This is a genomic window from Pantoea sp. GCM10028869, assembly GCF_042666835.1.
GTDB lineage: Bacteria > Pseudomonadota > Gammaproteobacteria > Enterobacterales > Enterobacteriaceae > Pantoea > Pantoea leporis.
Window position 1 is genome coordinate 1 of the sequence record NZ_JBHTGO010000006.1, and the last position, 21,964, is coordinate 21,964.

Annotated in this window: 21 protein-coding genes, 1 tRNA gene and 2 rRNA genes; 9 read left to right on the forward strand and 15 right to left on the reverse strand. The window is 53.8% G+C overall.

The genetic code is table 11. The features are described from left to right. The first annotated feature begins 4 nt into the window (after nucleotides 1-4). The 3 genes from rrf (ACFQW4_RS16180) to rrf (ACFQW4_RS16190) all read left to right on the forward strand — a co-directional run bounded on the left by rrf (ACFQW4_RS16180) (nucleotide 5) and on the right by rrf (ACFQW4_RS16190) (nucleotide 363). Nucleotides 5-120, forward strand: a 5S ribosomal RNA gene (gene rrf, locus ACFQW4_RS16180). A gap of 15 nt (nucleotides 121-135) precedes the next feature. Then, nucleotides 136-211 (forward strand) — tRNA-Thr (locus tag ACFQW4_RS16185). Between the two features lie 36 nt (nucleotides 212-247). Next, nucleotides 248-363, forward strand: a 5S ribosomal RNA gene (gene rrf, locus ACFQW4_RS16190). Nucleotides 364-519: 156 nt separating this feature from the next. Here rrf (ACFQW4_RS16190) and ACFQW4_RS16195 read toward each other — a convergent pair. The 15 genes from ACFQW4_RS16195 to msrP all read right to left on the reverse strand — a co-directional run bounded on the left by ACFQW4_RS16195 (nucleotide 520) and on the right by msrP (nucleotide 14,589). Next, on the reverse strand, nucleotides 520-1,281 hold the full coding sequence (locus ACFQW4_RS16195; protein ID WP_061720213.1) for an amino acid ABC transporter ATP-binding protein: 762 nt from the start codon (nucleotides 1,279-1,281) through the stop codon (nucleotides 520-522). A gap of 8 nt (nucleotides 1,282-1,289) precedes the next feature. Next, nucleotides 1,290-2,390: an amino acid ABC transporter permease gene (locus tag ACFQW4_RS16200; RefSeq protein ID WP_377726205.1), complete on the reverse strand. Its 1,101-nt coding sequence runs from the start codon at nucleotides 2,388-2,390 to the stop codon at nucleotides 1,290-1,292. Nucleotides 2,391-2,405: 15 nt separating this feature from the next. Beyond that, entirely contained in the window at nucleotides 2,406-3,584 is a 1,179-nt protein-coding gene (locus tag ACFQW4_RS16205) for an amino acid ABC transporter permease (protein ID WP_101762827.1), read from the reverse strand. 66 nt (nucleotides 3,585-3,650) lie between these two features. Then, nucleotides 3,651-4,676 (reverse strand): amino acid ABC transporter substrate-binding protein, encoded by a 1,026-nt coding sequence (locus ACFQW4_RS16210; RefSeq protein ID WP_101762828.1) that lies wholly within the window; start codon nucleotides 4,674-4,676, stop codon nucleotides 3,651-3,653. Nucleotides 4,677-5,218: 542 nt separating this feature from the next. Further along, nucleotides 5,219-5,515, reverse strand: coding sequence for a DNA-binding transcriptional regulator Fis (gene fis, locus ACFQW4_RS16215; RefSeq protein ID WP_007891954.1), 297 nt, complete (start codon nucleotides 5,513-5,515; stop codon nucleotides 5,219-5,221). Nucleotides 5,516-5,539: 24 nt separating this feature from the next. Continuing rightward, a complete protein-coding gene (gene dusB, locus ACFQW4_RS16220; protein WP_101762829.1) occupies nucleotides 5,540-6,505 on the reverse strand; it encodes a tRNA dihydrouridine synthase DusB in 966 nt (321 codons plus the stop codon). A 364-nt stretch (nucleotides 6,506-6,869) separates the two neighbouring features. Further along, nucleotides 6,870-7,559 (reverse strand): carbonic anhydrase, encoded by a 690-nt coding sequence (locus tag ACFQW4_RS16225; RefSeq protein WP_377726208.1) that lies wholly within the window; start codon nucleotides 7,557-7,559, stop codon nucleotides 6,870-6,872. Between the two features lie 241 nt (nucleotides 7,560-7,800). Next, nucleotides 7,801-8,682 (reverse strand): 50S ribosomal protein L11 methyltransferase, encoded by an 882-nt coding sequence (gene prmA, locus ACFQW4_RS16230; RefSeq protein ID WP_110867451.1) that lies wholly within the window; start codon nucleotides 8,680-8,682, stop codon nucleotides 7,801-7,803. An 11-nt stretch (nucleotides 8,683-8,693) separates the two neighbouring features. Then, nucleotides 8,694-10,139 carry a sodium/pantothenate symporter gene (gene panF, locus ACFQW4_RS16235; RefSeq protein ID WP_101762832.1) on the reverse strand — a complete coding sequence of 482 codons (1,446 nt, stop codon included), beginning with the start codon at nucleotides 10,137-10,139 and terminating at the stop codon, nucleotides 8,694-8,696. Beyond that, nucleotides 10,129-10,371, reverse strand: coding sequence for a YhdT family protein (locus tag ACFQW4_RS16240; protein ID WP_101762833.1), 243 nt, complete (start codon nucleotides 10,369-10,371; stop codon nucleotides 10,129-10,131). The genes panF and ACFQW4_RS16240 overlap by 11 nt, the downstream gene beginning before the upstream one ends. A 72-nt stretch (nucleotides 10,372-10,443) precedes the next feature. After that, nucleotides 10,444-11,793, reverse strand: coding sequence for an acetyl-CoA carboxylase biotin carboxylase subunit (gene accC / locus ACFQW4_RS16245; RefSeq protein ID WP_271461329.1), 1,350 nt, complete (start codon nucleotides 11,791-11,793; stop codon nucleotides 10,444-10,446). An 11-nt stretch (nucleotides 11,794-11,804) separates the two neighbouring features. After that, a complete protein-coding gene (gene accB / locus ACFQW4_RS16250; protein WP_101762834.1) occupies nucleotides 11,805-12,275 on the reverse strand; it encodes an acetyl-CoA carboxylase biotin carboxyl carrier protein in 471 nt (156 codons plus the stop codon). 21 nt (nucleotides 12,276-12,296) lie between these two features. Further along, complete coding sequence (aroQ, locus tag ACFQW4_RS16255) at nucleotides 12,297-12,749, reverse strand: type II 3-dehydroquinate dehydratase (protein WP_377726212.1); 453 nt, start codon at nucleotides 12,747-12,749, stop codon at nucleotides 12,297-12,299. A 232-nt stretch (nucleotides 12,750-12,981) separates the two neighbouring features. Beyond that, nucleotides 12,982-13,584 (reverse strand): protein-methionine-sulfoxide reductase heme-binding subunit MsrQ, encoded by a 603-nt coding sequence (msrQ, locus tag ACFQW4_RS16260; RefSeq protein ID WP_101762836.1) that lies wholly within the window; start codon nucleotides 13,582-13,584, stop codon nucleotides 12,982-12,984. Then, nucleotides 13,585-14,589 carry a protein-methionine-sulfoxide reductase catalytic subunit MsrP gene (gene msrP, locus ACFQW4_RS16265; protein WP_377726214.1) on the reverse strand — a complete coding sequence of 335 codons (1,005 nt, stop codon included), beginning with the start codon at nucleotides 14,587-14,589 and terminating at the stop codon, nucleotides 13,585-13,587. Nucleotides 14,590-14,913: 324 nt separating this feature from the next. Between msrP and csrD the strand changes: the two genes are divergently transcribed. The 6 genes from csrD to rng all read left to right on the forward strand — a co-directional run bounded on the left by csrD (nucleotide 14,914) and on the right by rng (nucleotide 21,951). Continuing rightward, a complete protein-coding gene (csrD, locus tag ACFQW4_RS16270) occupies nucleotides 14,914-16,860 on the forward strand; it encodes an RNase E specificity factor CsrD (protein WP_377726216.1) in 1,947 nt (648 codons plus the stop codon). Between the two features lie 310 nt (nucleotides 16,861-17,170). Further along, on the forward strand, nucleotides 17,171-18,214 hold the full coding sequence (gene mreB / locus ACFQW4_RS16275) for a rod shape-determining protein MreB (protein ID WP_007891976.1): 1,044 nt from the start codon (nucleotides 17,171-17,173) through the stop codon (nucleotides 18,212-18,214). 156 nt (nucleotides 18,215-18,370) lie between these two features. Beyond that, nucleotides 18,371-19,405 carry a rod shape-determining protein MreC gene (gene mreC / locus ACFQW4_RS16280; RefSeq protein ID WP_008101989.1) on the forward strand — a complete coding sequence of 345 codons (1,035 nt, stop codon included), beginning with the start codon at nucleotides 18,371-18,373 and terminating at the stop codon, nucleotides 19,403-19,405. Then, on the forward strand, nucleotides 19,402-19,890 hold the full coding sequence (gene mreD, locus ACFQW4_RS16285; RefSeq protein WP_101762839.1) for a rod shape-determining protein MreD: 489 nt from the start codon (nucleotides 19,402-19,404) through the stop codon (nucleotides 19,888-19,890). Before mreC ends, mreD begins: the two co-directional genes overlap by 4 nt. Before the next feature lie 8 nt (nucleotides 19,891-19,898). Beyond that, nucleotides 19,899-20,492: a nucleoside triphosphate pyrophosphatase gene (locus ACFQW4_RS16290; protein ID WP_101762840.1), complete on the forward strand. Its 594-nt coding sequence runs from the start codon at nucleotides 19,899-19,901 to the stop codon at nucleotides 20,490-20,492. Beyond that, on the forward strand, nucleotides 20,482-21,951 hold the full coding sequence (gene rng, locus ACFQW4_RS16295) for a ribonuclease G (protein ID WP_101762841.1): 1,470 nt from the start codon (nucleotides 20,482-20,484) through the stop codon (nucleotides 21,949-21,951). The genes ACFQW4_RS16290 and rng overlap by 11 nt, the downstream gene beginning before the upstream one ends. Nucleotides 21,952-21,964: the final 13 nt, after the last annotated feature.

Genomic DNA, 21,964 nt, shown 5'->3' on the forward strand with positions numbered 1-21,964 from the left:
TTTGCCTGGCGGCTTTAGCGCGGTGGTCCCACCTGACCCCATGCCGAACTCAGAAGTGAAACGCCGTAGCGCCGATGGTAGTGTGGGGCCTCCCCATGCGAGAGTAGGGAACTGCCAGGCATCAAATTAAAGTGTGCTGATATGGCTCAGTTGGTAGAGCGCACCCTTGGTAAGGGTGAGGTCCCCAGTTCGACTCTGGGTATCAGCACCAGTTTTAAAGCGTGAGTTCGGTAAATTACAGAATTTGCCTGGCGGCTTTAGCGCGGTGGTCCCACCTGACCCCATGCCGAACTCAGAAGTGAAACGCCGTAGCGCCGATGGTAGTGTGGGGTCTCCCCATGCGAGAGTAGGGAACTGCCAGGCATCAAACACAGAAGCCCTGAACGAAAGTTCAGGGCTTTTTTGTATGCATCAGAAACCTTCCGCTGTCACTCACAAACCTAACCCAATTCAAATTGCAGTTATAAAAAAAGCCCCTGCTTTTCAGCAGAGGCGTTTCTTAATCTTACTCACTGGATATCAATGAATAACCTGTGACAGAAACGCACGTGTACGTTCTGATTTCGGATTGGCAAAGAACTCCTGAGGCGGAGCTTCTTCGACAATTTCACCCCGATCCATGAAGATCACACGATCCGCCACCGTACGCGCAAATCCCATCTCATGGGTAACGCACAACATGGTCATGCCATCTTCTGCCAGGCCAATCATCGTATCGAGTACTTCTTTAACCATCTCGGGATCGAGCGCGGAGGTTGGCTCATCAAACAGCATAATTTTCGGCTTCATACAGAGTGAACGGGCGATCGCCACACGCTGTTGCTGACCACCTGAAAGCTGGCCAGGAAATTTATGCGCATGCTCAGCAATGCGTACACGCTGAAGGTAATGCATGGCCAGCTCTTCTGCTTCTTTCTTCGGCATTTTGCGTACCCAAATCGGTGCCAGCGTACAGTTTTGCAAAACGGTAAGATGCGGGAAAAGATTAAAGTGCTGGAAAACCATGCCTACTTCGGTTCGAACTCGTTCAATATTACGCACATCGTGATTGAGATGGATGCCATCCACCACGATGCGTCCTTGCTGATGTTCTTCGAGGTGATTGATACAACGAATAGTGGTCGATTTACCCGAACCGGACGGTCCGCACAGTACGATACGCTCGCGTGGTTTTACTTTTAAATTGATGTCTTTCAATACATGGAACTGACCGTACCATTTGTTAACGTTTTCGAGTGTAATCATCATGGCATCAGCCGCATTAGTCATAGTTTGTGTCATGTTAAACCTCAGTGCGATGCACGCCCGGTGTGAAAACGCTTCTCCAGATACTGGCTATAGCGCGACATGCTAAAACAGAAAATCCAGTAAACCATGGCAGCAAATACATAGCCTTCCGTCGACATACCCAACCAGGTTGGATCAACGGTGGCTTGCTGCACGCTACTGAAGAGATCGAATAAGCCGATGATGATCACCAGGCTGGTATCTTTAAACAGCGCAATGATGGTATTCACCAGGCCGGGAATGGTCATCTTGAGCGCCTGCGGTAAAATCACCAGCATCTGGGTTTTCCAGTAGCCCAGCGACAGAGATTCAGCGGCTTCATATTGGCCTTTTGGTAGCGCCTGCAAACCGCCGCGCACCACTTCCGCGACATACGCAGACTGGAACAAAATCACGCCAACCAACGCACGCACCAGTTTGTCGATGGTGGTACCTTCCGCCATAAACAGCGGCAGCATCACCGACGACATAAACAGTACGGTGATCAGCGGTACACCACGCCAGAACTCAATGAAGATGATCGAAAGTGTACGCACCACCGGCATTTCAGAGCGGCGTCCCAGCGCCAGTAAAATCCCCAACGGCAGCGCGCCGGCAATCCCCACTGAAGCGATGATCAGCGTTAATGTCAGGCCGCCCCACTGGCGAGTCTCTACGCGCTCTAAACCGAAATAGCCACCGTACATCAGGAACCAAACCACAACCGGATAGACTACCGCCCAACAAGCGATGTAGCGACCGCGACGCGGCATTGATTTGATGAACATCGGAATAATCGAGAGCAAGCCGATGAGCAGCGACAGGTTGATGCGCCAGCGCAGTTCATGCGGATAGAGTCCATACATAAACTGGCCAAAGCGTGCATGGATAAACACCCAACATGCACCTTCTTTGGTACAGTCTGCGCGTATCTCACCAATCCAGTTAGCCTGAAATACCAGCCAGTTCAGTGCCGGAGGAATCACGTTCCAGATAAGCCAGATGCTGAACAACGTCAGCAATGTATTCAGCCAGCTGGAGAACAGATTTTTGCGTGCCCAGAGCCAAGCCTTGCTAAGTGGATTGGTCGGAATCGGCGGTGTTTCATGTGTAGTAACAGACATAATGATCCCGTTCTCTTAACGCTCAACCAGCGCAATTTTGCGATTGTAGAGGTTCATCAGCAGTGAAATGATCAGGCTGATAATCAGGTAAACCGCCATGGTAATCGCGATGGTTTCTATCGCCTGACCGGTTTGGTTCAGCACGGTACCGGCAAACAGCGAAACCATATCTGGATAGCCGATAGCGGCCGCCAGCGATGAGTTTTTCACGATGTTGAGGTACTGGCTGGTGAGTGGCGGGATAATCACACGCATTGCCTGCGGAATGATCACCTGTCGCATGGTCACTGGATTAGGTAAACCGAGCGAACGTGCGGCTTCACTTTGACCATGTGGCACCGACTGAATACCGGAACGAATCACTTCGGCGATGAACGACGAGGTATAAACCGACAGCGCGAGAGTCAACGCGGCGAGCTCAGGGATCATCACGAAACCGCCGCGGAAGTTAAATCCACGCAGTTCCGGCACATCCCAATGCATGGCAACGCCAAACAAGGTATGAGCAATCAGCGGCAGCAGAATCAGTAACCCAACCGCAGCCGGCCAGGTGCGACGCAGTTGGCCGGTTTTTAACTGATGCTTACGGTTGTAGCGGAACAGCGCCACGCAACCCAGCACCGCTAACGCCAGCGCGATCAGGAATGGCCATGTGCCAGGTGCGTACTCTGGCCACGGAATATACAAACCGCGATTGCTGACGAATGCCAAATCAAAAGCGTTGAGTGCCTGACGTGGGCCGGGCAGGTTACGCAGTACCGCGAAGTACCAGAAAAAGATCTGCAGCAGCGGCGGGATATTACGGAAGGTCTCGATATAAATGGTTGAAAGCTTGCGCAGCAGCCAGTTCTCAGACAAGCGAGCCAGGCCCACGGCAAAGCCAAGGATCGAAGCGAAAACAATACAGAGCGCAGAAACCAGCAGGGTGTTGGTCAACCCCACCATAAACACGCGCGCGTAAGTGTCGCCTTCGGTGTAATCGATCAGGTGCTGGACAATGCCGAAGCCGGCACTGCGATCCAGAAACCCGAATCCGGAAGTGATGCCACGATTTGCCAGATTGATTACGGTGTTGTGGATTAAATATCCCACCACAGCAAGCACGGCAACAATCGCGACGATCTGGTAAAGCCAGGCGCGAACCGTAGGATTACCGAACGAAAAATCCCTTTTTACGGTTGGGCGTTGCGACATGTTAAAACCTCAGTGAAGATTACGCGTGGGCACCGCAGGATGCGGTGCCCGACTGGCAGAATGGAATTAACGAACTGGCGGAGCGTACTGGATGCCGCCCGCATTCCACAGCGCATTCTGGCCGCGCTTAATTTTCAGTGCGCTGTCTTTACCGACGTTACGGTCGAACACTTCCTGATAGTTACCCACTTGTTTGATGATGTTGTAAGCCCACTTGTTATCGAGCTTCAGGTCTTTACCGAAGTCACCTTCCGCGCCCAGCAGATGTGCCATATCCGGCGTAGTCGGTTTCGCTACCATGTCATCGACATTTTTAGAGCTGATACCCATCTCTTCCGCGTTCAGCATGGCATACAGCGACCATTTGACGATGGTGAACCAATCGTCATCACCGCGACGTACCACGGGCCCCAGCGGCTCTTTCGAGATCACTTCTGGCAGTACAATGAACTCGTCTGGCTTGCCAAGTTTGATACGCAGCGCATACAGCTGAGATTGGTCAGACGCGAGGGTGTCGCAACGGCCGCTGTCGAGCGCTTTAGCGGATTCGTCAGAGCGGTCGAAGGTCACTGGGGTGTACTGCATTTTATGGGTTTTGAAGTAGTCAGCCACGTTCAGCTCGGTATCAGTACCGGCCTGGATACACACGGTGGCGCCATCCAACTCTTTAGCACTTTTCAGACCGGCTTTCTGGTGCGTCAGGAAGCCGATACCGTCGTAATAGTTCACGCCTGCAAACAGGAAGCCCATGCCGCCATCGCGTGATGAGGTCCATGTGGTGTTACGAGATAAGATGTCTACTTCGCCAGACTGCAGCGCGGTGAAGCGTTCTTTTGCGGTCAGCGGGGTGTATTTCACTTTAGTTGCGTCGCCAAATACTGCGGCAGCGGCTGCACGGCATACATCCACGTCAATACCGGTGAATTTGCCGTTAGAGTCAGCATAAGAGAAGCCTGGCAGGCCGTCACTGATGCCGCACTGTATAAAACCTTTCTTCTTAATGGCATCCAGCGTGGTGCCAGCGTGCGCTTGTTGAGCAACAGCTAACAGCGAGGCTGCAGCGACCAGAGTGGAAAGCATCATCTTTTTCATAAAGCATCCTGTGTGGCGATATCGTGTGTTGTTATGTTTGCGCGCACTTTAATGTGCGCTGTTTTCTGTCTGTGGTGGTTAGCCATCCACAACTCTGCAAACCTGATGCCAGGTTTGCAGAATCCTGAATTCTCTGGAAAGATCTTTTAATAAACTGAAGCACTCAGAAGATTCTGGCTAATATGGCGCACCAAAAGGCAGCATGACGAGACGACACGATCACAAATAGTGCAAAAAGTTTCACTATATGGAAGCAGTGTGAGCTAACGCTCAGGAGTGGATGTATGAGTTTGCACACTTACGGCCGAAGCGGTTGAGGATCACAGAGAAAGCGGGCTGAAGGGTGATGAAAGGATAAATGAGCGCGTAATAAAGTGAGGGTAAATGCGTTGCTAAGAAGGATGGGATATCACTGCTGCAATTGCAACTATCGTTACCATTATCGCGCCAATTGTTTCATGCGTTTTTAACCTCAGGAAATTACCGGCAGCAGAAACAAAAACGCCAGCCGCAAGGCTGGCGTTATCGCAGCAACGAACAGATTAGTTCATGCCGTATTTTTTCAGCTTCTTACGCAGGGTACCGCGGTTGATACCCATCATCAGAGCTGCACGGGTCTGGTTGCCACGGGTGTACTGCATCACCATGTCCAACAGAGGCTGCTCGACTTCTGCCAATACCAGCTCATACAGATCACTCACATCCTGACCGTTCAGTTGAGCAAAATAGTTCTTCAGTGACTGTTTAACCGAATCACGCAGTGGCTTTTGGGTCACCTGATCCTGAGAGTTAACGGTAGAAACGGTGAGTACGTCAGAATTTACGCGTTGTTCGAACATAGTTCTTTCAGCTCTTTATTTCGTTTACGCAAGATTTTCGAAGTATGCCTCCAACGCCTCCAGCTGTTCGCTGGCATCCTCTATGGCGTTGAATGTGCGCCGAAACTGGTCATCAGGAGCACTTTCCTGCAAATACCAGGAAACGTGTTTTCGGGCAATACGGTATCCTTTGCGCTGACCGTAAAAGTCGTGCAGCTCCCGTATATGTCCAATCAGCATTTGCTTCACTTCAGCCAGCGGCTTCGGTGCCAGCAGCTCCCCTGTGTCCAGATAATGCTGGATTTCCCGGAAGATCCACGGTCTTCCCTGAGCGGCACGGCCAACCATAAGAGCATCGGCTCCGGTATAGTCGAGCACCGCTCTGGCTTTATGCGGGTCAGTAATGTCGCCATTCGCAATAATCGGAATGGAAACGCTCTGCTTAACTGTCCGAATGCTGTCGTATTCAGCAAATCCCTCAAACAAACAGGCGCGCGTGCGGCCATGAATGGTGAGAGCCTGAATGCCACAGCGTTCAGCCAATTGGGCAATCTCTACACAATTACGATTTTCTTTGTCCCAGCCGGTACGAATTTTCAGCGTAACCGGTACATCCACTGCATTAACCACCGCGGTGAGAATCGACTCCACCAGTTGCGGATGTTGCAGCAGCGCTGAACCTGCCATCTTACGATTCACTTTTTTGGCCGGGCAGCCCATGTTGATATCGATAATCTGCGCGCCAGACGCCACATTAATGCGCGCGGCAGCAGCCATCTCATCAGGATCGCAACCGGCAATTTGCACGGCGCGGATACCAGGCTCGTCACTATGCACCATACGCAAACGGGATTTGTCACTGGCCCAAACTTCCGGGTTCGACGACAGCATCTCGGAGACAGTCATACCGGCGCCGTTCTCGTAACACAGGGTGCGAAATGGCTTATCGGATACTCCGGCCATAGGCGCAGCAATGAGTCGATTACGTAGCTGATGTTGTCCAATGCGCATGAAAAAAGAAGTGACCCTAACTGTTCGCAAGGCGGCGTATATTACGCATTTTTTAAAGAAGATGAAAGGCCAAACTTTGAACAATTCGCTCTCACAGAGCACGGAAATAGCGTTATCCAGTAAGGGATGAGTTATTAATCTTTATAATTCATGAGATTAAAAAAATATGCTGAAATTGTGTACAAAAATTTTTCTCAAAACATCACCTAAATCACAACATAAAAACCGCTTCTTCCGGTAATTAGCGAAAGAAATGACGCCATTATGATTATTAATTGAACTACTTAGTCACGTAGGGTTAGCGTCACTCCCCAAAAACCTACGTCGTGGAGGAGTGACAGATATAACCTCAGACATCAGGCAACTATTCAATAACCACGCGACCATTCAGCGGCTGTATTGGGCGACTGTTGCCATGCTCACCTAACCGTTTGGCGAACGTTTTAAGCTGTTCAGTTGATGCCGAAACAGTTTGCTTCATCACTAACCAGCGCACACCTTCAGTACAAGGTGGCGTCGTCAACGAACCGCTAAAGCGATAGTAGTTCTTTTGACCCGGAATCAAAGCGCTGAGATTAAGTGGCTGTTGCAGCGCCGCCTCTTTGTTAACTTCAGGTGGCAGCTCACGCAGGATCTCTGCCAGCGCAGGGTTTTCTGCCCCGGCTTCAAACATCACGCCAACCACCGCCAGATGTCCCTCTTCGCTGGCATGGACGAAATGCGCGGCCAGCGGAAAGCGTTTGCCATCAATCAGATTTTCGCTCGGCGTATGGAAGTGGAACTGACGCAGCGTATAAGCTTCGCCATCCAGCGCGAGCGCATCGCCATCTTTGACGTTGATCTGGATGGTGTGACCGTTATTGATGATGGATTTTTGTTTGGCTTGATAGCTCAACGTTAGCGGCGGCAATTGTCCATTCACCACCTTGCGGATATCGACAGGCGACTGGTTCACACCGCTTTTACAGGTGTAATAATCGGCGTGCAGATTGCCCCATTCATCCGGCGCTTCATAAGACCAGTTTGAGCTGTGTGCGTGCGCATACGATGCCATGCTTGTCAGCAGAGCGAATAAACAAAGTTTCTTTTTCATCATCCATTACTTTCAGCGATTTATCGAAGTGAAATGCCATCAAAGGCATTGCCAGCAGGGATAGCGCTATCGCCTGGAGCAGGATTGTAATGACTGAAATGTAAAGAAACGGCAAGGGTTGAGAAGGGCTGGCGCTTTGAGACGGGTCTCAGAAAAATAGTACGGCTTGCCAGTCAGTTAGCCCGACTGGCAAGCGGGCAGGTTAGCGGCGTACGCCGGTGATGCGGCACCACTCTTCTTTCTCTGCAACCGCGTCGAGCTCAAAACGCTCGGCGTAGGCTTCACACACGCTTTCAGCCTGGCTCGCTAACACGCCGGACAATCCAAGATGACCGCCGGCTTTCGGCAGCACGCTAATCAGCGGTGCCAGCTCACGCAGCGGACCCGCGAGGATGTTGGCGACCACCACGTCAGCCTGCAAGTTTTCCGGCTGCTGGTGGGGCAGATAGAGCGCCAGACGCTCAGAGACGCCATTACGCTCGGCGTTATCACGGCTGGCCTGAATCGCCTGCGGATCGATATCAATGCCGATCGCCTGCGCCGCGCCCAATTTTAGTGCAGCGATAGCGAGAATGCCGGAGCCACAGCCAAAGTCGATCACCGTTTTGCCCTGCAGATCCAGGCCATCAAGCCAGGTCAAACACATCGATGTGGTAGGATGCGTGCCGGTACCAAAGGCGAGGCCCGGATCCAGCATCACATTGACGGCATTTGGATCCGGCACATCGCGCCAGCTTGGGCAGATCCACAGACGCTCACCGAAACGCATCGGGTGGAAGTTATCCATCCATTCGCGCTCCCAGTCTTTATCTTCGATCTGCTCGATCTTATGGCGAAACGCGGATCCCAGCAGCGGATGCTGGCTTAACTCGGCCACCACATCGCTCATCTCGGTTTCAGCGTCGAACAGGCCGATGACATCGGTATCGCCCCACAGCAGCGTTTCGCCCGGCAGCGGCTCGTACACTGGATTGTCGTGCGTGTCCTGGAAAGTGACCGACACCGCGCCAACCTCCATCAGCGCATCGCTCAGGGTTTCGGCGTTTTCGCCGGTGCTGTTAATTTTGATTTGAATCCAAGGCATAGCGTTTCTCTTTATTCCAGTGCCGCGGCATGCGTTGCAGGCGTGCGGCCAAACAGATTGCCCACCAGGAAGGCCAGCAGGCTTAAGGTCAATGACGGAACGATGGGGTGGAAGCCCCACCACTCAATATTCAGGCTGGCAAGCAGCGTATAGCATCCCGCGCCGACCAGCATGCCGCTGATCGCACCGGTGGAGTTGGCGCGCTCCCAGTACAAACCCAGCACCAGCGGCCATAGAAATACCGCTTCAAGGCCACCAAATGCCAGCAGATTCAGCCAGATAATCATATCGGGCGGATTCCACGCTGCCAGCAATAGCAGCACACCGAGCACAAAAGTGATGGTGCCTGACAGCATGCGCAGGCGCGCTTCATTTTCACTGTGCTGCGGGGCAATACGCAGGTAGAGATCTTTGATCAGCGTAGCGGAGGATTGCAGCAGCTGCGCGTTGATGGTCGACATAATGGCCGCCATCGGCGCCGCAAGAAATACGCCCGCCGCCATGGGCGGTAATACGGTAATCATCAGCGTGGGAATCACGCGATCGGGGATGGTGAGATCGGGCAAAATCACGCGTCCCAGCGCACCGGCCAGATGCATACCAAGCATCAGGATCACCACTACAATGGTGCCGAGCACAATGCCACGATGCATGGCTTTGCTGTCTTTATAGGAAATACAGCGCACCGCGGTGTGGGGCAGGCCAATCACCCCGAAACACACCAGCACGGCAAACGAGCTGAGGAAGGTTGGGTTGATGACATTGCCCACGCCTTCCGGTGAGGTCAGCTGCGGATCGATATCATGCAGTTTGGTCACTGCGGAGGCTAATCCGCCAGCGTGGTGAATCACTGCAAACAGCAGCAGGAAGGTGCCGATCAGCATTACCAAACCTTGCATCGCATCGTTCAGCACGCTGGCGCGGAAGCCACCGAAAGCGGTGTAGAGCGCGATGGTGCCGCCGAAGATCAGCAGGCCGGTGTCATAAGGAATGCCGGCCGCTGTTTCCAGCAGGCGCGCACCGCCGATGAACTGCACGGTCATCGCGCCGATAAATGCCACCAACAAACTGATGCTGGAGAGCCAAATCAGCAGCGTGCTGCCGTAGCGGCCATACAACATGTCGTTGAGCGTCACGGCGTTGTAGCGACGCGCCAGAATGGCGAATTTCTTGCCTAACACGCCAAGCGAAAGCCAGACGGCAGGCACCTGAATCATCGCCAGCAGCACCCAGCCAAGGCCATATTTATAGGCTGCGCCGGGGCCGCCAATGAACGAGCTGGCGCTGATATATGTGGTGGTGATGGTCATGGCCAGCACAAAGCCGCCCATCGAACGGCTGCCGAGGAAGTATTCGCTCAGGAAGTTGCCCTGACGCTGCTTGCGCATGGCAAACACCGACAGCGCGGCGATCAGCACCAGATAGGCCAGCAGCGGAAGAATGATTTCAGAGTCCATCGTTATCCTCCAGCGACATGTCGCGGAACAGCACGCGCACCATCAGCCAGCACAACACAATAAACAGCAGCGGAGCGAACAGACACGAAAGCTCGAACCACCTTGGTAAGCCAAACAAGCCGATCTCATTGCCGCCCAGCCAGGCAGAAAGTCCCCAAACGGCAAGGTAGGCCAGCGTCAGATAAAGTGACCAGCGCGCCTCTTTGTTTGCTTGTAAAAAACGCCAATCCATTATGTAACCTCAAAGGCGACAAAAATGAAAAAGGCCGGAGTTAACCGGCCTCTGCTTTGCTCTGCGCTGCAATTACTTCTCTTGCAGGCCGAGTTTTTTCTCCAGATAGTGGATGTTGGTGCCACCCTGCTGGAAGTTTTCGTCGGACATGATTTTCATCTGCAGCTCAATGTTGGTCTTGATGCCGTCGATGATCAGTTCCGCCAGCGCATTCTTCATGCGCGAGATTGCCACGTCACGGTTTTCACCGTAGGTAATCAGCTTACCAATCATGGAATCGTAGTACGGTGGCACGCTGTAACCGGCATAGATATGCGATTCCCAACGTACACCAAAGCCGCCCGGCGCGTGGAAACGGGCGATCTTGCCTGGGCTTGGCAGGAAGGTGTTGGGATCTTCGGCGTTGATACGGCATTCAACCGCATGACCGCGAATCACCACGTCTTCCTGTTTGATCGACAGCGGCTGACCAGCAGCAATACGCAGCTGCTCTTTGATCAGATCGACGCCGGTGATCATCTCAGTCACCGGATGCTCCACCTGAATACGGGTGTTCATCTCGATGAAGTAGAACTCACCGTTTTCGTACAGGAACTCGAAGGTACCTGCACCGCGATAGCCGATATCGATACAGGCTTTAGAGCAGCGCTCACCGATGTAGCGACGCAGTTCCGGCGTGATGCCTGGCGCTGGCGCTTCTTCGACGACTTTCTGGTGACGACGCTGCATTGAGCAGTCACGTTCCGCCAGATAGATAGCGTTACCCTGGCCATCGGCCAGCACCTGAATCTCAATGTGGCGTGGATTCTCGAGGTACTTCTCCATGTACACCATGTCGTTGTTGAAAGCCGCTTTGGCTTCCGCTTTCGTCATGTTGATGGATTGCTCAAGATCCTTGTCGCTGCGCACTACGCGCATACCGCGACCGCCGCCGCCGCCGGAGGCTTTGATGATCACCGGATAACCGATGCGCTTAGCGAAGGCACGGTTTTTTTCCATGTCGTCGGTCAGCGAGCCATCAGAACCTGGCACGGTGGGCACGCCCGCTTTCTTCATGGCGGTGATGGCAGACACTTTGTCGCCCATCAGGCGAATGGTGTCGGCTTTCGGGCCAATGAAGATAAAGCCTGAACGCTCAACCTGCTCGGCGAAATCGGCGTTCTCAGAGAGGAAGCCGTAACCCGGGTGGATCGCGACCGCGCCGGTAATTTCAGCGGCGGAGATCAGTGCCGGGATGTTCAGGTAGCTTTTGACTGAAGGTGGCGGGCCGATGCAGACGGTTTCGTCTGCCAGCAGCACGTGCTTCAGGTCACGGTCCGCGGTGGAGTGCACGGCAACGGTCTTAATGCCCAGCTCTTTGCAGGCACGCAGAATGCGCAGCGCGATCTCACCACGGTTAGCAATGACAATTTTATCCAGCATGCTTCGCCTCGTTATTCGATGATGACCAGCGGCTCGTCAAATTCAACCGGTTGGCCGCTTTCGACCAGAATCGCCTTCACAACGCCGGATTTGTCGGCTTCGATCTGGTTCATCATTTTCATCGCTTCAACGATGCACAGGGTGTCGCCGGCATTCACTTTCTGGCCAACTTCAACGAAAGCTTTCGCGTCTGGGCTTGGCGTGCGATAGAAAGTGCCGACCATTGGTGAACGCACGATGTGGCCACTGATTTCTGGTTTAGCGGCTTCTGCTGCAACCGGTGCGGCAGGCGCCACCGCGGTAGACAACGCAGGCTGCTGCTGCATCATTGGCGCAGCATAAGCCTGCTGCATCATTGGGTAGCCGGCATTTGCAGGTGAACGGCTGATACGAACGGACTCTTCGCCCTCGGAGATTTCCAGCTCGGAGATGCCAGACTCTTCAACCAGTTCGATCAGTTTCTTAATTTTACGAATATCCATGAGTGTGGTTCCGTACTCTGTTTAATTGGAATGTGACAGGCGTTTTACTGCCGTTTGTAAAGCCCACGCGTATCCATCAGCGCCAAGTCCACAGATGACGCCGGCAGATACATCGGAAAGATAGGAGTGATGTCGGAACGGTTCGCGTGCATGCACGTTCGAGAGATGCACCTCAATAAAAGGAATGCTAACCGCCAACAGGGCATCACGCAGTGCAACGCTGGTATGCGTGAACGCAGCAGGATTGATGATGATGTAGTCCACGTTGCCGCGGGCTTCGTGAATACGGTCAATCAACTGAAACTCTGCGTTCGATTGCAAATGACTCAATTTCACATGGTGCTGATCGGCCTGTTGCGTCAGATCGCCGACGATTTGCGCCAACGTAGTGCGACCATACTTATCAGGCTCGCGGGTTCCCAATAAATTCAGGTTGGGACCGTTCAAAAGCAGTATGTGAAATTTGTGCGCCATCTTGCTGCTATCTCCTGCAATCAGTAAGGCATCGCGTAAAATACCGCGACATCTCGCGTTTGTCACCCTTGCGGATGAAAAACCAGACTTCGCTTGCAATAAAGCCGGGCATTATATCCGTTTCGTCGACATTCGCAGCAAAATACTGGTCTTATCTGCGAAGTTGATCGAATGCGGCCCGAAGGCCACACTTTTTAACAGATCTCGCGGGAGGAACACAACCGTGCGGGGATTATCTGGGGAGAAGTTTACGCAACTTATTGTAACGCCACGCTAACAGCGCAATGGCCAGCACGGCGTAGATCACCGGCTGCGGGGAGAGCACTTTCACTGACCAGATATAGTGAATCGGCACGAGGATCGCGACCAGATAGACGCCGTTATGCAGCGTTTGCCAGCGACGACCCAGTTTGCGCTGCATGCGCTGGAATGAGGTGATGGCGAGGGCGAAGAGAATAATCCAGCTGATCATCCCCAGTAACAAATAAGGACGCGAAACCAGCTCGCTGCCGAGTAAACGCAGATGATCGTAGCCAAGTTCCAGCAAGTAGTAGCTGGTAAGGTGCAAACTGGCCCAGGCGAAACACCACACGCCGAGCAGGCGGCGAGTGCGAATCAGCAGCGGCTGTTTCAGGTAGCGTGTCAGCGGGCTAACCAGCAGCGTGGCGAGCAGCAACTTAAGCGCCATTCTGCCAGTAAAATGCTGGATATCTTTGGCCGGATCAGCGCTCAGCCAGCCCTGACTCGCTGCCATAAACAGATACACAAACGGCAGAAAAGCCGCCAGATGCAGCACGACTTTCAACGCAGTGATGTGACGTAAAGAGAGGCGCACTCAATAGTTCTCCCGTAAATCCAGGCCGCGATACAGCGACGCCACCTCTTTCGCGTAGCCGTTGAACAGCAGCGTAGGTTGGCGATCAACCTTCAGAATGCCGCCCGCACCGATAAAGCGCTCGGTTGCCTGCGACCAGCGCGGATGATTCACATGCGGGTTCACATTGGCGTAGAAACCATACTCATTGGCGGCGATCTGGCTCCAGGTCGTTGGCGGGCGATCGTGCGTCAGCGTAATCTTCACAATCGATTTAATCCCTTTAAAGCCATATTTCCACGGCACCGTCAGGCGAATCGGTGCGCCATTCTGCGGCGGCAGCGCTTTGCCATACACGCCGGTACTCAGCAGCGTCAGCGGATGCATCGCTTCATCAAGACGCAAGCCTTCCACATAGGGATAATCCAGCCCGCCGCCGATAAAGCGATCTTTCTGACCCGGCATTTGGTCAGGTGCGTACAGCGTTTCAAACGCCACAAAGCGCGCATTGCTGGTGGGTTCAGCCAGTTTGAGCAGCTTGTTGAGTTCAAAACCGACCCACGGAATTACCATCGACCAGGCTTCGACACAGCGCATGCGGTAGATGCGCTGCTCCATGGCAAAACGCTTGAAGATGCCATCCATATCCAGCGTGATCGGTTTGGCAACTTCGCCTTCGATACGCAGCTTCCACGGATCGGTTTTCAGCGTGCCAGCGTTGGCAGCAGGATCGGCTTTATCAAGGCCAAATTCATAGAAGTTGTTATAACCTGACACCTTATCAAACGGCGTGAGCGGCAAATCGGCTTGCCATTCAGCCGGTTTAGTAAAATCTAAATCACGGCCAGCGGGCGCGGGCGGACGATCATTGCCTTTAAACCAGCTCAGCACATCGGCTTGCGCGGTGCCGGGTAAACTGGCTGCTGCTGCGCCTAATCCCAACGCTTTCAGCACCTGACGGCGGCGCATATTAAAGACGCTTTCTGGCGTGACGTCGGCTTCTGTGAGCAAGTGCTTCAGGTTCATGACGCTCTCCTGTGAATAGTAAATTATGACCAGCATGCTCAACTTCAGTGTCGGGCGCGAACTTGCGGGGAAAAATGTGAAATTTCCTGGCGCATCGCCCTCTTTGAGAATAGGACGAAAAAGCCCGTAGCAAAGTCAGGCCATCACGGTTTAACGCTATACTCGCGCCGTAGCGCTTATCATGCTGTGTTATGTGCGATTTTGATGCCAGTCTGGCGCTGAATCACACCTTGATTTGTGCTATTTTGCACAGGTTTGCGCCAGGGGTAAGCGTGGCGCCGACGGATTAACACCGTTCATAACCGCAGTGATGCAGGCACAGGGATGCGATTAACAACTAAATTTTCTGCGTTTATCACCTTATTAAGTTTACTGGCGATGATATTGATGCTGGTGGGCTGCGCTTTTAGTTTTATCTGGCTATCGCAGCAGCGCGTGGAAACGCGGATGCAAACGCTGGCGACTGAAGTGGATAAAGCACTGGCTTCACAATCGCCGCAGGAAATCACGCAGTGGCTGACGCGCATGATGCCGGTGGTCAATGCCGAACAGGTGCAACTGCTGAACGGCGATACGTTAGTGTTCAGTTTAGCCCGCCATGAAAATCCGATGTTAGAAGATGAGCCTAATCGCTTTGTGCAGTTCGATTTGCCCCTGACGCATTCGCCGGGCCTCGAACTGCGCGTGGTGGTGCTGGACCCGGCCAAAACCCTGTTTCGCTCCTTTACCGGCACTTATACGCTGGTGGTCCTGTTTACGGTCGTCGCCATCATGTGCGTGCTGCTGGTCATGACCAACCGCTGGCTCAAGCGGCGCTGGCGGGATATGGAACAGTTAGAAGCGCGCGCCGATCGCATTCTGACCGGTGAACGTCATTCGCAGGGTGACCATGCGGCGGAATGGCCGCCGAAAGCCAGTCGCGCCATCGATGCGCTGCTGGGCGATTTGCAGGAAGCGGGCGAGCAGCGTTTACGCATCGATACCTTAATTCGCACCTTTGCGGCGCAAGATCCGCGTACCGGCCTGAACAATCGTTTGTTCTTTGATAACCAATTGGCGACGTTGCTGGAAGATCAGGAAGATGTCGGCACGCACGGCGTGGTGATGATGGTGCGTCTGCCGGACCTCGATATGCTGCACGAAACCCTCGGCCCAACGCTGGTGGAAGAGTATCTGTTTGATTTGATTAATATGCTGTCGACCTTTGTGCTGCGCTATCCGGGCGCGCTGCTGGCGCGATATTTCCGCAGTGATTTCGCCGTCTTGCTGCCGCATCGCACTTTAAAAGAAGCCAACAGCATTGCCGATCAACTGATTAATGCCGTCGATTCACTGCCGCCGATGCGCATGGTCGATCGTGATGATTTGATCCACATCGGCATCAGCGCGTGGCGCAGCGGTCAGAGCGTGTCGCAGGTGATGGAAAATGTGGAGATGGCTACGCGGCGTGCGGCATTGCAGGGCGGTAATAGCTGGTCGGTTGGCGAAGGCAATACGCTGGATATGGGGCGCGGCAGTGTGCGCTGGCGGACCTTGCTGGAGAACACGCTCAATCGTGGTGGTCCGCGACTGTACCAAAAGCCGGCGGTGTTGCTGGATGGAAAAGTCCATCATCGTGAATTACTGACGCGTGTGTTTGATGGCGACAAAGAAGTGGTGTCGGCTGAGTTTATGCCGCTGGTATTGCAGCTGGGTATGACTGACAGCTGGGATCGTCAACTGGTGACGCGCATCGCGGCGCTTTCGGAAGTGTGGCCGGACGAAACTCTGGCACTTCCCGTGAATATTGATTCGCTGTTGCAGCGGCCTTTTCAGCGCTGGCTGCAAAAACTGCTGCTACAGTGCAGCAAATCGCAAAGAAAACGTTTTTTATTTGAACTTGCTGAGGCCGACGTTTGTCAACACATCAGCCGTTTAGTGCCGGTTTTTCACATGTTAACCGCATTTGGCTGTCGCATTGCGGTGGATCAGGCTGGTTTGACGGTGGTGAGCAGCGCTTATATCAAACAATTCCCGATAGAAGTGATTAAACTTGCGCCGGGTTTGGTACGCAATATTGAACGACGCACCGAGAACCAGCTGTTTGTGCAGAGCTTGCTGGAAGTGTGTAAGTCATCGCCAACTCAAGTTTTCGCCGCGGGTGTGCGAACACGCGCGGAGTGGCAAACGCTGTCGGGATTAGGTGTTTCGGGCGGGCAGGGCGATTTCTTTGCGCCTTCGTTGCCGGTCAACAGTAATGTAAAGAAACACTCGCAACGTTATCGAATTTAGACCTTCAGCGCGCGAAGTGCAGGCTGATGGCTGTTTTTATCGCTTATTAGTGCCGGAGCGCGCGATGCTGACGGCTGGAAATGTTAGATTTTATGTCGAAATTCGCCGGCTAGCGCCGGGGCAATTTAGGTTAAAACGGCGAGTTAACGCCATTTAACTGCGGCAAAAGACCCTACGATCAGGCCAAAAAAGTATTCAGCGTATTTTTTCACCGAAGCCGAACGTTTTTGCGCCTTGTAGCGGCTTCGCGTGGTTGGTAAAGTAGGCGGATTTTATTTTCCGCCCCCAGCTTGCAGGATTATCCCTTAGTATGTTTAAAAAATTTCGTGGCATGTTTTCCAATGACTTGTCCATTGACCTGGGTACCGCGAATACCCTGATTTACGTGAAAGGACAAGGCATCGTGTTAAACGAGCCTTCTGTGGTTGCCATTCGTCAGGATCGTGCCGGCTCCCCAAAGAGCGTAGCGGCTGTCGGTCATGACGCTAAGCAGATGCTGGGCCGTACGCCGGGCAACATCGCTGCTATCCGTCCTATGAAAGATGGCGTGATCGCCGACTTCTTCGTTACCGAAAAAATGCTGCAGCACTTCATTAAGCAAGTGCATAGCAATAGCTTTATGCGTCCAAGCCCGCGTGTGCTGGTCTGCGTACCGGTGGGTGCGACCCAGGTTGAGCGTCGCGCCATCCGTGAATCTGCACAGGGTGCAGGCGCACGCGAAGTGTTCCTGATTGAAGAGCCAATGGCGGCGGCGATTGGTGCAGGTCTGCCGGTTTCTGAAGCAACCGGTTCTATGGTAGTGGATATCGGTGGTGGTACCACTGAAGTAGCAGTGATCTCGCTGAACGGCGTGGTTTACTCCTCTTCAGTGCGTATTGGTGGTGACCGCTTCGATGAAGCTATCATTAATTATGTTCGCCGCAACTACGGTTCACTGATTGGTGAAGCGACTGCAGAGCGTATCAAGCATGGTATCGGTTCTGCTTATCCGGGCGATGAAGTACACGAGATTGAAGTTCGCGGCCGTAACCTGGCAGAAGGTGTGCCACGTGGCTTTACCCTGAACTCGAACGAGATTCTTGAAGCGCTGCAGGAACCGCTGACCGGCATCGTGAGCGCGGTGATGGTTGCGCTGGAACAGTGCCCGCCAGAGCTGGCTTCTGACATCTCCGAGCGCGGTATGGTGCTGACCGGTGGTGGCGCATTGCTGCGTAACCTCGATCGCCTGCTGATGGAAGAGACCGGTATTCCGGTGGTCGTGGCAGAAGATCCGCTGACCTGCGTAGCACGCGGCGGTGGTAAAGCGTTGGAAATGATCGACATGCATGGCGGCGATTTGTTCAGCGAGGAGTAATTCCTCAACGGCTGAGGCCCTGGTCAAATTGCGCAGGGAATAGCGCCTATGCTGACGCTGCTGCTGCAACGCACGACGGCGAAATGCGTCCAGCCCTGAGGCGTTGGTGATTTAGGCTAACGCTTCTTCCCTGATGTCGAGGAACACGCAGAATTTATGAAGCCGATTTTTAGCAGGGGACCTTCCCTGCAGTTGCGCCTCTTTCTGGCAGTCATTGTGGCTATCGCGATTATTATCGCCGATAGCCGCGTGAGCTCCTTTTCCCAGATCCGCAACTACCTGGACACATCGGTCAGTCCATTTTATTTTTTGGCCAACGGGCCAAGACAACTTCTTGATGGCGTTTCCGAAACCCTGGCGTCACGTCAGCAATTGGAACTGGAAAATAAAGCACTGCGCCGTGAGCTCTTCCTGAAAAACAGTGACTTGCTGATGCTGGGGCAATATAAGCAGGAAAACGCGCGTCTGCGCGAACTGCTTGGCTCGCCGCTGCGCCAGGATGAGCACAAGATGGTGACGCAGGTGATCTCCACCGGCACCGACCCTTATACCGATCAGGTGGTTATCGACAAAGGCAGCGTAAACGGCGTTTACGAAGGCCAGCCGGTGATCAGTGATAAAGGTGTAGTCGGTCAGGTGGTCGCGGTCGGTCAGGTGACCAGTCGCGTACTGCTGATTTGCGACGCGTCGCATGCGTTGCCGATTCAGGTGCTGCGTAATGATATTCGTGTTATAGCCGCCGGTAATGGCTGCAGCGAAGATCTGCAGCTGGAGCATCTACCGGGCAACACCGATATTCGCGTGGGCGATGTGTTAGTCACGTCTGGCCTGGGCGGCCGCTTCCCGGAAGGTTATCCGGTTGGCGTGGTCTCTTCGGTGAAAGTCGATACACAGCGCGCTTACACGGTGATTCAAGCGCGTCCAGCCGCTGGCTTGCAGCGTTTGCGCTATCTGCTGCTGCTGTGGGGCGCGGATCGCAACGGCGTCGCACCGATGGCACCGGACGAAGTGCACCGCGTGGCCAACGAACGTTTAATGCAGATGATGCCGCAGGTGCTGCCGCCAGCAGGCGAAATGGGCCCACCGGCACCGGATACTTTGCAGTCTTCGCAGCAAATGGGGCCACCGCAACCCGCTAACAGCAGTCGTTCGCAAGGGAATTCTGCGAACACACGCGGAGGCCAGCCTTGAGTCGATATCGCAGCCAGGGCCGATGGGTTATCTGGCTGTCCTTTCTGATTGCCCTTATCCTGCAAATCATGCCGTGGCCGGAACAGATCTATATGTTCCGGCCATCATGGCTATTGCTGATCCTCATTTATTGGGTGCTGGCGCTGCCGCATCGGGTGAATGTTGGTACCGGTTTTTGTCTTGGTGCCATTATGGATCTGGTGGCGGGTTCAACGCTGGGCGTGCGCGCATTAGCCTTTAGCATCATCGCGTATCTGGTGGCCTTTAAATTTCAGTTATTCCGAAACTTAGCGTTGTGGCAGCAGGCATTAATGGTTATGGTGCTGTCCCTTGCGGTGGATGTGATTGTTTTCTGGGCAGAATTCCTGGTGATCAACGTCTCTTTCCGCCCGGAAATCTTCTGGAGTAGCGTGGTCGACGGCGTCCTGTGGCCCTGGCTATTCTTATTAATGAGAAAGATTCGCCGTCAATTCGCTGTTCAGTAAGGAATACTATGATAAGCCTGTACCTCGCATCCGGTTCACCGCGTCGACGTGAGCTGTTAACGCAGCTTGGTCTGCAATTTGAACGCCTGATTACCCACGTAGAAGAGCAGCGTCAGCCTGAAGAAGCGGCTGACGCTTACGTGCGTCGTCTGGCGTCAGATAAGGCGCGCGCGGGCGTCGCGGTGGCACCGCAGGATCTGCCGGTGCTGGGTGCTGATACTATCGTGGTGTTGAACGGTGAAGTACTGGAAAAACCGCAGGATGCCGCGCACGCCGCCGCGATGCTGAGCAAGCTGTCGGGACAAACTCATCAGGTGATGACCGCGGTGGCGCTGGCCGATACGCAGCGTGAGCTGGATTGTCTGGTGACCACGGACGTGACCTTCCGCACGATGACGGCGGAGGAAATTTCGCACTATATTGCCAGTGGCGAGCCGATGGATAAAGCCGGCGCGTACGGAATTCAGGGCCTTGGCGGCAATTTTGTCCGCAAGATTAATGGAAGTTATCACGCCGTGGTGGGATTGCCGCTGGTTGAGACCGGTGAGCTGCTGAGTCATTTTCAGTCACTGCGGGCGTTAAGGGGACAAGATGACGGCTGAACTGCTGGTAAATGTGACACCTTCGGAAACCCGTGTTGCCTACATTGATGGCGGCATTCTGCAGGAAATCCACATTGAGCGTGAAGCACGACGTGGCATCGTGGGCAACATCTATAAAGGACGCGTCAGTCGCGTCTTACCTGGCATGCAAGCGGCCTTTGTCGATATCGGCATGGAAAAAGCCGCCTTTCTGCACGCTTCCGACATCATGCCGCACACCGAATGCGTGGCGGGTGATGAGAAGAAAAATTTTGTAGTGCGCGACATTGGCGAGCTGGTGCGTCCCGGCCAGGATCTGATGGTGCAGGTGGTGAAAGATCCGCTGGGCACCAAAGGTGCGCGCCTCACCACCGACATTACGTTGCCTTCACGCTATCTGGTATTTATGCCCGGCGCGTCACACGTTGGCGTCTCGCAGCGTATTGAGAGCGAGGCCGAGCGCGAACGACTGAAAACGGTGGTTGCAGCGCACTGTGACGATCTCGGCGGCTTTATTATTCGTACCGCTGCGGAAGGCATTGGTTCGGAAGAGTTGTCGCAGGATGCCGCTTTCCTGAAACGTTTGTGGACCAAAGTCAGCGAGCGTAAAAAGCGTAATCAGACGCGCTGTCTGCTGTACGGTGAGCTGGCGTTAGCGCAGCGCGTACTGCGAGATTTCGCCGGTGCCGCGCTGGATCGCATTCGCGTGGACTCACGTTTGACCTGCGATTTGCTGGTGGAATTCACCAGCGAATATATTCCGGAAATGGCTAGCAAGCTGGAGCTTTACAGCGGCAAACAGCCGATTTTTGATCTGTTCGACGTTGAGAACGAAATCCAGCGTTCGCTGGAGCGTAAGGTCGAGCTAAAATCCGGCGGCTATCTGATTATCGATCAAACCGAAGCCATGACCACGGTGGATATCAACACCGGCGCGTTTGTCGGACACCGTAATCTCGACGAGACCATCTTCAACACCAACATTGAAGCGACGCAAGCGATCGCGCGTCAGCTGCGACTGCGCAACCTCGGCGGCATCATCATTATCGATTTCATCGACATGAGTAACGACGAGCATCGCCGCCGCGTGCTGCATTCGCTGGAGAGCGCGCTGAGCAAAGATCGGGTGAAAACCGGCATCAATGGTTTCTCGGCGCTCGGTTTGGTGGAGATGACGCGTAAACGCACGCGTGAAAGTATTGAACATGTGCTGTGCGCCGATTGCCCGGTGTGTAAAGGGCGCGGCACCTTGAAAACGGTGGAAACCGTCTGCTATGAGATCATGCGTGAAATTGTGCGCGTGCATCACGCCTACGATTCCGACCGTTTCCTGGTGTACGTTTCCCCGGCGGTGGGCGACGCGCTGAAGGGCGAAGAGTCACACGCGCTGGCGGAAGTGGAGATCTTCGTCGGTAAACAGGTCAAAGTTCATGTTGAACCGCTCTATACCCAAGAGCAGTTTGATGTCGTCATGATGTGATTTTGAGGTTGAG

Bases quoted from the DNA above. Each gene is read 5' to 3' on its own strand.
- ACFQW4_RS16210 (WP_101762828.1), bottom strand. From the start codon at position 4,676: ATGAAAAAGATGATGCTTTCCACTCTGGTCGCTGCAGCCTCGCTGTTA.
- rng (WP_101762841.1), top strand. From the start codon at position 20,482: ATGACGGCTGAACTGCTGGTAAATGTGACACCTTCGGAAACCCGTGTT.
- csrD (WP_377726216.1), top strand. From the start codon at position 14,914: ATGCGATTAACAACTAAATTTTCTGCGTTTATCACCTTATTAAGTTTA.
- ACFQW4_RS16205 (WP_101762827.1), bottom strand. From the start codon at position 3,584: ATGTCGCAACGCCCAACCGTAAAAAGGGATTTTTCGTTCGGTAATCCT.
- ACFQW4_RS16240 (WP_101762833.1), bottom strand. From the start codon at position 10,371: ATGGATTGGCGTTTTTTACAAGCAAACAAAGAGGCGCGCTGGTCACTT.
- ACFQW4_RS16290 (WP_101762840.1), top strand. From the start codon at position 19,899: ATGATAAGCCTGTACCTCGCATCCGGTTCACCGCGTCGACGTGAGCTG.
- aroQ (WP_377726212.1), bottom strand. From the start codon at position 12,749: ATGGCGCACAAATTTCACATACTGCTTTTGAACGGTCCCAACCTGAAT.
- msrP (WP_377726214.1), bottom strand. From the start codon at position 14,589: ATGAACCTGAAGCACTTGCTCACAGAAGCCGACGTCACGCCAGAAAGC.
- mreC (WP_008101989.1), top strand. From the start codon at position 18,371: ATGAAGCCGATTTTTAGCAGGGGACCTTCCCTGCAGTTGCGCCTCTTT.
- dusB (WP_101762829.1), bottom strand. From the start codon at position 6,505: ATGCGCATTGGACAACATCAGCTACGTAATCGACTCATTGCTGCGCCT.
- prmA (WP_110867451.1), bottom strand. From the start codon at position 8,682: ATGCCTTGGATTCAAATCAAAATTAACAGCACCGGCGAAAACGCCGAA.
- mreB (WP_007891976.1), top strand. From the start codon at position 17,171: ATGTTTAAAAAATTTCGTGGCATGTTTTCCAATGACTTGTCCATTGAC.
- ACFQW4_RS16225 (WP_377726208.1), bottom strand. From the start codon at position 7,559: ATGGCATCGTATGCGCACGCACACAGCTCAAACTGGTCTTATGAAGCG.
- fis (WP_007891954.1), bottom strand. From the start codon at position 5,515: ATGTTCGAACAACGCGTAAATTCTGACGTACTCACCGTTTCTACCGTT.
- accC (WP_271461329.1), bottom strand. From the start codon at position 11,793: ATGCTGGATAAAATTGTCATTGCTAACCGTGGTGAGATCGCGCTGCGC.
- panF (WP_101762832.1), bottom strand. From the start codon at position 10,139: ATGGACTCTGAAATCATTCTTCCGCTGCTGGCCTATCTGGTGCTGATC.
- ACFQW4_RS16195 (WP_061720213.1), bottom strand. From the start codon at position 1,281: ATGACACAAACTATGACTAATGCGGCTGATGCCATGATGATTACACTC.
- accB (WP_101762834.1), bottom strand. From the start codon at position 12,275: ATGGATATTCGTAAAATTAAGAAACTGATCGAACTGGTTGAAGAGTCT.
- ACFQW4_RS16200 (WP_377726205.1), bottom strand. From the start codon at position 2,390: ATGTCTGTTACTACACATGAAACACCGCCGATTCCGACCAATCCACTT.